Origin of the sequence: Actinoplanes sp. NPDC024001 (assembly GCF_040638955.1) — a bacterium.
Taxonomy (GTDB): domain Bacteria; phylum Actinomycetota; class Actinomycetes; order Mycobacteriales; family Micromonosporaceae; genus Actinoplanes.
In genome coordinates, this window is sequence record NZ_JBEZZB010000141.1 from 18850 (window position 1) to 27492 (window position 8643).

The 8643-nt window shown below is 70.5% G+C and carries 6 protein-coding genes and 1 pseudogene; 6 read left to right on the forward strand and 1 reads right to left on the reverse strand.

From position 1 onward, the window contains the following. Window positions 1-72: 72 nt before the first annotated feature. The 6 genes and pseudogenes from AB0F81_RS38490 (at window position 73) to AB0F81_RS38515 (ending at window position 7946) form a co-directional block, all read left to right on the forward strand. Complete coding sequence (locus AB0F81_RS38490; RefSeq protein ID WP_360205978.1) at window positions 73-1536, forward strand: aspartate aminotransferase family protein; 1464 nt, start codon at window positions 73-75, stop codon at window positions 1534-1536. Next, window positions 1536-2819, forward strand: a complete 1284-nt coding sequence (locus AB0F81_RS38495) for a SidA/IucD/PvdA family monooxygenase (RefSeq protein ID WP_360205981.1) — start codon at window positions 1536-1538, stop codon at window positions 2817-2819. The genes AB0F81_RS38490 and AB0F81_RS38495 overlap by 1 nt, the downstream gene beginning before the upstream one ends. After that, window positions 2816-5011, forward strand: coding sequence for a GNAT family N-acetyltransferase (locus tag AB0F81_RS38500; protein ID WP_360205983.1), 2196 nt, complete (start codon window positions 2816-2818; stop codon window positions 5009-5011). The genes AB0F81_RS38495 and AB0F81_RS38500 overlap by 4 nt, the downstream gene beginning before the upstream one ends. Before the next feature lie 73 nt (window positions 5012-5084). Then, window positions 5085-6854: pseudogene (locus tag AB0F81_RS38505) on the forward strand (penicillin acylase family protein); the annotation flags it as partial. Between the two features lie 15 nt (window positions 6855-6869). Further along, window positions 6870-7421 carry a GNAT family N-acetyltransferase gene (locus AB0F81_RS38510; RefSeq protein WP_360205992.1) on the forward strand — a complete coding sequence of 184 codons (552 nt, stop codon included), beginning with the start codon at window positions 6870-6872 and terminating at the stop codon, window positions 7419-7421. A 75-nt stretch (window positions 7422-7496) separates the two neighbouring features. Further along, window positions 7497-7946: a YdeI/OmpD-associated family protein gene (locus AB0F81_RS38515; RefSeq protein WP_360205986.1), complete on the forward strand. Its 450-nt coding sequence runs from the start codon at window positions 7497-7499 to the stop codon at window positions 7944-7946. Window positions 7947-8006: 60 nt separating this feature from the next. On the opposite strand, the gene AB0F81_RS38520 is transcribed toward AB0F81_RS38515, so the two are convergent. Then, entirely contained in the window at window positions 8007-8534 is a 528-nt protein-coding gene (locus tag AB0F81_RS38520) for a hypothetical protein (protein ID WP_360205988.1), read from the reverse strand. Between the last annotated feature and the right edge of the window lie 109 nt (window positions 8535-8643).

The window sequence follows — 8643 nt, forward strand, 5'->3', positions numbered from 1 at the left end:
GTTTCGATCTTGATCGCGCCAGGTTAGCCTCCCCTCAGTTAGGTAAGGGTTACCTTATTAGTGGAGGCCACGTTGGAGGGGTTCGCGTCCCCGCACCTGTTCTCCGGGTCCACGCTGGACGGTTACACGTCCGCCGTGTGGCACGCGTCCGCGCTTCTCGCGGACCGGGTGAAGGCAGTGCGGCAGCCGTACTCCGGCGCTACCGTCGCCGAGCTTCAGGCGCAGGTCGACGCCGTCGACCTGGACCGCCCGCTCGGTGACACCGGCGCCGCTTTGCACGAGGCCGCCCGCCTCTACCTGGACAACGCCGTCTGGTTCCACGAGCCGACCTACGTGGCTCATCTGAACTGCCCGGTCGCCATCCCGGCACTCAGCGCGGAGGTGCTGATCGCCGCGGTGAACTCCTCGGTCGACACCTGGGACCAGAGCGCCACCGGCACCCTCATCGAGCGCCGGCTGATCGACTGGACCGCGGGCCGGATCGGGTTCGGACCGGACGCGGACGGCATCTTCACCAGCGGCGGCACCCAGTCCAACCTGCAGGGCCTCCTGCTGGCCCGGGAGGAGACCCTGGCCGGCCTCGAACGGGACACCGCGATCCCGCGGCTGCGGATCTTCGCCACCACCGAGAGCCACTTCAGCGTCAGCAAGTCGGCCGGCATCCTCGGCCTGGCGGCCGACGCGGTGGTCGGTGTCACCACCGACGGCACCGGCCGGATGGACCCGGCCGCGCTCGCCACCGCGATCGACGACGTACGCCGTGACGGCGGCATCCCGATGGCCGTGGTCGCCACCGCCGGAACCACCGACCTGGGCCGGATCGACCCGGTCGCCGAGATCGCCACCGTCTGCGAGAGCCGGGGCATCTGGCTGCACGTGGACGCCGCGTACGGCTGCGGCCTGCTCGTCTCGCCCCGCCGGCGGCACCTGCTCGACGGCATCGAACGGGCCGACTCGGTCACCGTCGACTTCCACAAGAGCTTCTTCCAGCCGGTCAGCTGCAGCGCGATCGTGGTTCGCCGCGGCGAGACGATGCGCCGGATCGCGGTGCACGCCGACTACCTGAACCCGCGCACGGCGACCGTGCCGAACCAGGTGGACAAGAGCCTGCAGACCACCCGCCGCTTCGACGCGCTCAAGCTCTGGATGACGCTGCGCACGCTGGGCTCCGAGCAGATCGGCGAGATGTTCGACGCGGTGGTCGACCGGGCCCAGCAGGCGTACGAGTTCATCGTCGACGAGCCGGACTTCGAGGCGGCGGCGCCACCGACCCTGAGCACGGTGCTGTTCCGCTTCCGGCCGGAGAACCTGTCCGTGGCCGAGTGCGACGCGCTGATGCCGAAGCTGCGGCAGCGGCTCTTCTACGGCGGGCAGGCGATCGTCGCCGGCACCACCATCGGCGGGCACTACTGGCTCAAGTTCACCCTGCTCAACCCGAACACCACGATGGACAACCTGAAGGACGTCCTGGACCTGATCCGGGAGATCGGCCGGGACATGGTGGCTGAGCACACGGCGACGGCGGTGATGGCCTGATGCACACCTACGACTTCGTCGCGATCGGCGTCGGGCCGTTCAACCTGGGCCTGGCGGCGCTGACCGCGGACCTGCCCGACGTCGACGGCGTCTTCCTGGAGCAGCGGGCCGAGTTCGACTGGCACCCCGGCCTGATGATCGACGGGGTGACGATCCAGGTCCCGTTCATGGCCGACCTGGTCACCATGGCCGATCCGACCAGCCGCTTCTCCTTCCTCAACTACCTCAAGCAGGTGGGCCGGCTCTACCCGTTCTACATCCGGGAGAGCTTCTATCCGCTGCGCGCCGAGTACAACGCGTACTGCAAGTGGGTGGCCGGGCAGCTGCCGTCGATCCGGTGGAACACCCGGGTCGAGACCGTCACGCACGACGGCGAGGCCTACCTCGTGCACACCGCGGGGGAGACCTACCGGGCGCGCAAGCTGGTCCTCGGCATCGGCACGGCGCCGCGCGTCCCGGCCGTCGTCGACCAGGGACCGTACGTGCACAGCGCCGACTACCTGCCGAACAAGGAGCGCCTCCAGTCGCTGGAGTCGATCACCGTGATCGGCAGTGGGCAGAGCGCCGCCGAGATCTACCTGGACCTGCTGAACGACATCGAGACCCACGGCTACCACCTGAGCTGGATCACCCGGTCGCCGCGGTACTTCCCGATGGAGTACACCAAGCTGACCCTGGAGATGACCTCGCCGGAGTACATCCGGTACCACCAGGCTCTGCCGATGGAGGTGCGCGACCGGCTCGGCCGTGAGCAGCGCAACCTCTACAAGGGGATCAGCGGCGACCTGGTCGACGCGATCTACGACACCCTCTACACCAAGAGCCTGGCCGGGCCGGTCGCGACCACCCTGCTCACCGGCACCGAGCTGGAGGGCGTGATCTGGGACGAGGCGGAGCAGCGTTACACGCTGGCCCTGCACCACGCCGAGCAGGGCCGGTCCTTCACCGCCGGCACCCAGGGCCTGGTCCTGGCCACCGGGTACGCACCCCGGGTGCCGTCCTTCCTGGACCCGGTGCGGGACCGGATCAACTGGGACGCCCGTGGCCGGTTCGACGTCACGGTCGACTACGTCGTCGGCAAGGCCGGTGACGTCTTCGTCCAGAACGCCGCCGAGCACACGCACAGCGTCACCGACCCCGACCTGGGCATGGGCGCCTACCGCAACTCGGTGATCCTCAAGGGCATCACCGGCCGGGAGATCTACAAGATCGAGGAGTCCATCGCCTTCCAACAGTTCGGCGCACCCACCGCCGACATCCCCCGACAGCTGGTGACATCGTGAGACTCGTACCCCTGGATCTTGATCGCGACCTGGACCGCCTGCACGCGTGGGTGACCCACCCGCGCTCGCACTTCTGGGGCATGCAGGGCGCATCCGTCGACCGGGTGCGCGAGGAGTATCAGGGCATCGCCGACAACCCGCACCACCACGCATGGCTCGGGCTGGACGACGACGGCAGCCCGCTCTTCCTGGCCGAGACCTACGACCCGGCGCACAGCGAGCTGGCGCAGCACTACGACGTGCGGCCCGGCGACATCGGCATGCACGTGCTGGTCTCGCCGCCGACCCGCAAGCGCTCCGGGGTCACCTCGGCGGTGATGCGCGCGGTGATGGACTTCTGCTTCGCCGACCCCCGGGTGACGCGTGTGGTGGTCGAGCCGGACGTGCGCAACGAGGCGATCGAGCGGAAGAACGCCGAGGTCGGGTTCGTCGAGGAACGCCACGTTCAGCTGCACGACAAGGTGGCCCGGCTGAGCTTCTGCACGCGTACCGCGTACGAGATGAGCGTCCCGCACCTGCGGCCGGAAGCGATCGAGTACGCCCATCGCCGGCTGATCGCGAAAGCGATCGCCGAGTTCAGCCACGAGCGGCTGATCACGCCGGTGGCCGAGGGCGACCGTTACCGGTTCGGCGCGAACACCTTCACCGCGAAGCGGTACGAGCTGGAGCACTGGGTCGTCGACCCGGACTCGCTCGACGGGCCGCTGGACGCGCTCGACTTCATCGCGGGGCTCCGGGACACCCTCGGCATCCCGGAGAAGCTGCTCGGCACGTACCTCGAGGAGATCTCCGCGACGCTGGCCGGCACCGCCTGGAAGTACACCCACCGGCGGGAGACCGCCGACGAGCTGGTGCACGCCGACTTCCAGACCATCGAGGCAGCGATGACCGAGGGGCACCCCGGCTTCGTGGCCAACAACGGCCGGATCGGTTTCGGTCTGCGCGACCACTCGGCGTATGCGCCTGAGGCGGGCAGCCCGGTCCGGCTGCGCTGGCTCGCGGTGCGCCGGGACGCGAGCATCTTCGTCACCGCGGGCGACGAGCGGGAGCACTACCGGGCCGAGCTCGGTGATCTGCTCGACCGGTTCGAACAGCAGCTGAAGGGCCACGGCCTGAACCCGGACGACTACCGCTACCTGCCGGTGCACCCGTGGCAGTGGGAACACAAGGTCACCGTCACGTTCGCCCCGGACGTGGCCCGCCGGGCGATCGTCCCGCTCGACGAGGGCCCCGATCGTTACCGGGCGCAGCAGTCGATCCGCACGTTCTTCAACCTGGACCGGCCCGAGCGGCACTACGTGAAGACCGCGATCGCGGTGCAGAACATGGGCTTCCTGCGCGGGCTGTCGCCGAAGTACATGCAGGCCACGCCGCCGATCAACGAGTGGGTCGCGTCCGTCGTCGAGAACGACGAGGAACTGCGCGCCTGCGGCTTCGGCGTGCTGCGGGAGCTGGCGTCGGCCGGGTACGTCGGAGACGCCTATCACCGGACCGGGACGCCTTCGGCGTACACGAAAATGCTCGCCGCCCTCTGGCGCGAGAGCCCGCTGCCGAAGCTCGCCGAAGGCGAGCGGCTGGCCACCATGGCCAGCCTGCTGCACCGCGACCGCGACGGAAACGCCCTGGTCTCCGCGCTGATCCGGCAGTCGGGCGTCAGCCCGGCCGAATGGGTCGCGAGCTACCTGCGCGCCTACCTGCGGCCGGTCGTGCACTGCCTGCTCAAGCACGACCTGGCATTCATGCCGCACGGCGAGAACCTGATCCTCGTGCTGGAGAACCACGTGCCGCGCCGGGTGTTCATGAAGGACATCGGCGAGGAGGTGGCGGTGATGAACGACCAGCCGCTGCCGCCCGAGGTGGAGCGGATCCGGATCGACGTCACCGACGAGATCAAGGAACTGGCGATCTTCACCGACGTCTTCGACGGGTTCCTGCGGCACCTCGCCGGGATCCTGGACGCCGACGGGATGCTCGCCTCCACCGAGTTCTGGTCGCTGGTGGGCGACTGCGTCCGCGAGCACGCCAAGGATCACCCCTCACTGACCGGCCGGCTGGACCTGCTGCGGCCCACCTTCAAGCACAGCTGCCTCAACCGGCTCCAGCTGCGCAACACGCTGCAGATGGTCGACCTCACCGACCAGGCGAGTTCGCTGATCTTCGCCGGTGAACTGGAGAACCCGATCGCCGCATGAGCGAGCTTGCGAGCGAATCATCCAGCTCAGTTGCGAATTCATGCCGGCGCCGGAGCGAAGCGGAGGTGACGGCATGAAGGTTTTCCGCGACGACCACGGGATTCCGCACCTGCGGGCCGGCTCGGTCCTCGACCTGGCCTACCTGCAGGGGCGGGTGACCGCTTCCGATCGGGGTCGGCAGATCACCGTCGAACGGCTGCGCTCCCAGGGCCGGCTCGCGTCGGTGGCCGGGCGCGCCGAGGTGGGATGGGACCGGTTCGCCCGGCGGGCGCGCCTCGACGACACCGCCCGGCGCTGCTATGCGAATGCCGAGGACTCGACCAAGCAGTTCCTGGACGCCTACGCCGAGGGGGTGCGAGCCGGCGGCGTCGACTGGGAGCCGTGGTCCGCGCTCGGCGTCTTCCTGGTGCAACACATCCTGTTCGGGACGTTCCCCAACAAGATGTGGCGCGCCCACGTCGAGCGCACGCTCGGCCCGGACGCGCTCGACTGGTTCGCGATCGAGGGACCGCACGGCTCCGGCAGCAACGCCTGGGCCGTGCCCGGCGAGATCGCCGGCGACCCGCACCGGCTGCTCGAACTGCCCGGCGTCTACCAGCAGGTGCGCCTGGCCTGCCCGGAGTTCGACGTGGCCGGCCTCACCTTCCCCGGCGTGCCCGGCGTGCAGCACTTCGGCCACGCCGGCACGGTGGCCTGGGCGGTCACCAACGCGATGGCCGATTACCAGGACCTCTACCTCGAGGAGATCCGCGGGACCGAGGCCCGCGGTCCGGCCGGCTGGGAGCCGGTCGTCACGCATCAGGAGACCATTTCGGTACGTGATGACGACCCGGTCGTGGTCGACATCGTGGAGACGCCGCGTGGTCCGGTCATCGACCGCAACCTGAGCCTGCGTACCCCGGCTCGGACCGATTTTGATCTGGGTTTTGACGCGCTGCTGCCGCTGCTCCGCTCGTCCACGGTGGACGACGTCGCGGACGCCCTGTCCCGCTGGGTCGAGCCGGTGAACAGCGTCCTGGTCGCCGACACCACCGGCCGGGTCGTGCAGCTGACCGCCGGCCGGGTGCCGGTCCGCGACGACCGCAACCGCTGGGTGCCGGTCCCGGCCTGGGAATCGCGCCACGCCTGGCAACCCGGCTGGGCGCCGATGGCCCGCTTCGACGTCGCCAGCGCGGTCAACGCCAACGACCGCCGGGCCGACACCGAGCCGCACGGCATCGACTTCGCCCCACCGGCCCGGGCCCGCCGCATCCGGGAACTGCTCGACGCCGGCGCCGCCCCCGAGGCGATCCACACGGACACGTCGATGCCGGCGGACTCCGTCGCGGCCGGCCGGCACGAGGCCTGGCGCTCGGCCGTGGCACGCGCGCTGTGGACGTTGCCGGCGCTGAGCCCGCTCTTCGAGGAACCCGGGTACGACCCGATCTTCGCGCCCTGGACCGACCCGCGCGGGCGCATCGGCCACGCCCTCGACGGGGTGCTGGCCGGGCTCGGGCTCGACCCGGCATCGCTGGCCTCGCCGGACGCGGTCGAGTCCGGGCCGTGGGGCGACCGGCACCTGCTCCACCCGGTGCTGCTGCCCGGCCTGGACGCCGACCTGCCGCGGGTACGGCTCTCCGGGTCCCGCGACTGCGTGCTCAACACCTCCAGCGTCACCGGCGTCAGCGACCTGTGCCTGCGCGGCCCGGTCGCCCGGTACGTCTGGGACCTCACCGACCGGCAGCGCAGCCGGTGGGTCGTACCGTTCGGCGCCTCGGACTCGCCGGACTCGCCGCACTTCCTGGACCAGCTGCCGCTCTGGGCGTCCGGATCACTGGTCCCGCTGGTCACCGACTGGAACCGTCTGGAGTTATCGATGATCGTTCTCTCCGAGAAGCTGGCCGGTCTCGGCGAGCTGACCATGATCCCGCTCGACCCGGCGGAGCACGCGGCGGTCGTGCACGAGTGGGTGGTCAAGCCGCGCAACCGGTTCTGGGGCATGGCCGACCACACCGTCGAGCAGGTCCGCGAGATCTACACCTTCGTCGACGGCCTGGAGGCGCACCACGCGTATCTGCTGCTGCTCGACGACGGCCCGATCGGCGTCTTCCAGACCTACGAGCCCTCCCAGGACCCGGTGGGCGAGTGCTACGACGTGCGCCCCGGCGACTTCGGCATGCACCTGCTGCTCGACGCCTCCGGCCGCGACCTGCCCCACCTGACCAGCGCCGTCTTCCCGGTCCTGATGCGCCACCTCTTCGCCGACCCGGCCCACCAGCGCATCGTGGCCGAGCCGGACGTGCGCAACGAGCGCATGATCACCCGCTTGCGGCGCGAGGGCTACACGCTCGGCGACCAGATCGATCTGGGCCACAAGCGGGCTCAGCTCACCTTCCTCGAACGCCGGCACTTCGAGGCCCGTCCCGCCTGAGCCCGCGTGCGCCGATCGCGCTGATCGTGGCGGTCTGACCCGCCTGCGTCCCTCTGGTTGGCTATCGTCGCGGGCATGGAGCTTCGGGCGGAGTTGCAGAAGACCGGGGGGAACACCACCGGGTTTCGGATCGCCGATGAGTTCGTGGCCGAGCTCGGTGGCGGTGGGCGGCCCAAGGTGGTCGTGCGGGTGAACGGCTTCGAGTTCCGGTCGTCGATCGCGCGCATGGGCGGGGAGTACTGGCTCGGGGTCAGCGCCGAGCGGCGCACGGCCGGCGGGCTCGAGGGCGGCCAGGTGTACGACCTCGAGATCGCCCTGGACGACGCTCCCCGCAGCGTCGAGGTGCCGGAGGACCTGGCGGCGGCGCTCGCGGCCGAGCCGGAGGCTCAAGCCTTCTGGGACCGGATGTCGTTCAGCAACCAGCGCTGGCACGCCGAGCAGCTCACCTCCGCGAAGACCGCCGAGACCCGGGCCCGCCGGCTCGCCAAGTCCCTCGACCTGCTCCGGGCCGGCAAGGCCCGCTGACCGTCGCGACGGGCGGCAACGTCCGCTGACCGCCGCGACGGCGGCAACGCCCGCTGACCGTCACAGCGGGCGGAAGGCGATCTCCGGGTCGAGCAGCGACACCCACGCCGGGCGCCAGGCATCGCCGCGGCCGTCCATCTCCTCCTGGAGGTTGGTGCGCCACGGGCCGGAGACGCCGTCGTCGTGCCACCACGGGGGCCAGGAGTCGTAGCGGCGCTCCACCTGGACGCCGGTGGCGCTGGTCTCGACGCGCAGGAACAGCCACCGCCCGTACCTCGGGTCGGACTCTGCCCGGCGCAGCGCCCGGACCAGCTCGGTGAGCCGGCGGAACGCCGCGAACCGCTCCTCGCCGGGCCGGTCGGCCGGCGGGTGCTCGCCCGGCTGTGAGCTGAAGCTGGTGGCGTCCGCGTAGGCCAGCAGGGTGCACCGGCCGTCGCCGTGCGGTGCCCGCTCCTGCAGCCAGCTGATCAGGTTGTCCAGCTCGGTGGTGGTCGGCGGTGCGGGCCGGCGCAGCTCGGCGGCGTCGTGCATCGCCGTCCACACCAGCCGGTCGTGTTCGCCCTGGCTGAGCCGGCGGACCCGGCGCATCGGCGGGCGCCGGTGTGGAATCCCCAGCGCTCCGAATCGAAGCGCTTCGACGGCCGTCGTGTGATCCCCCACCCGAGATGGGAACGAGCATGCGTAGACGTACCCTTGC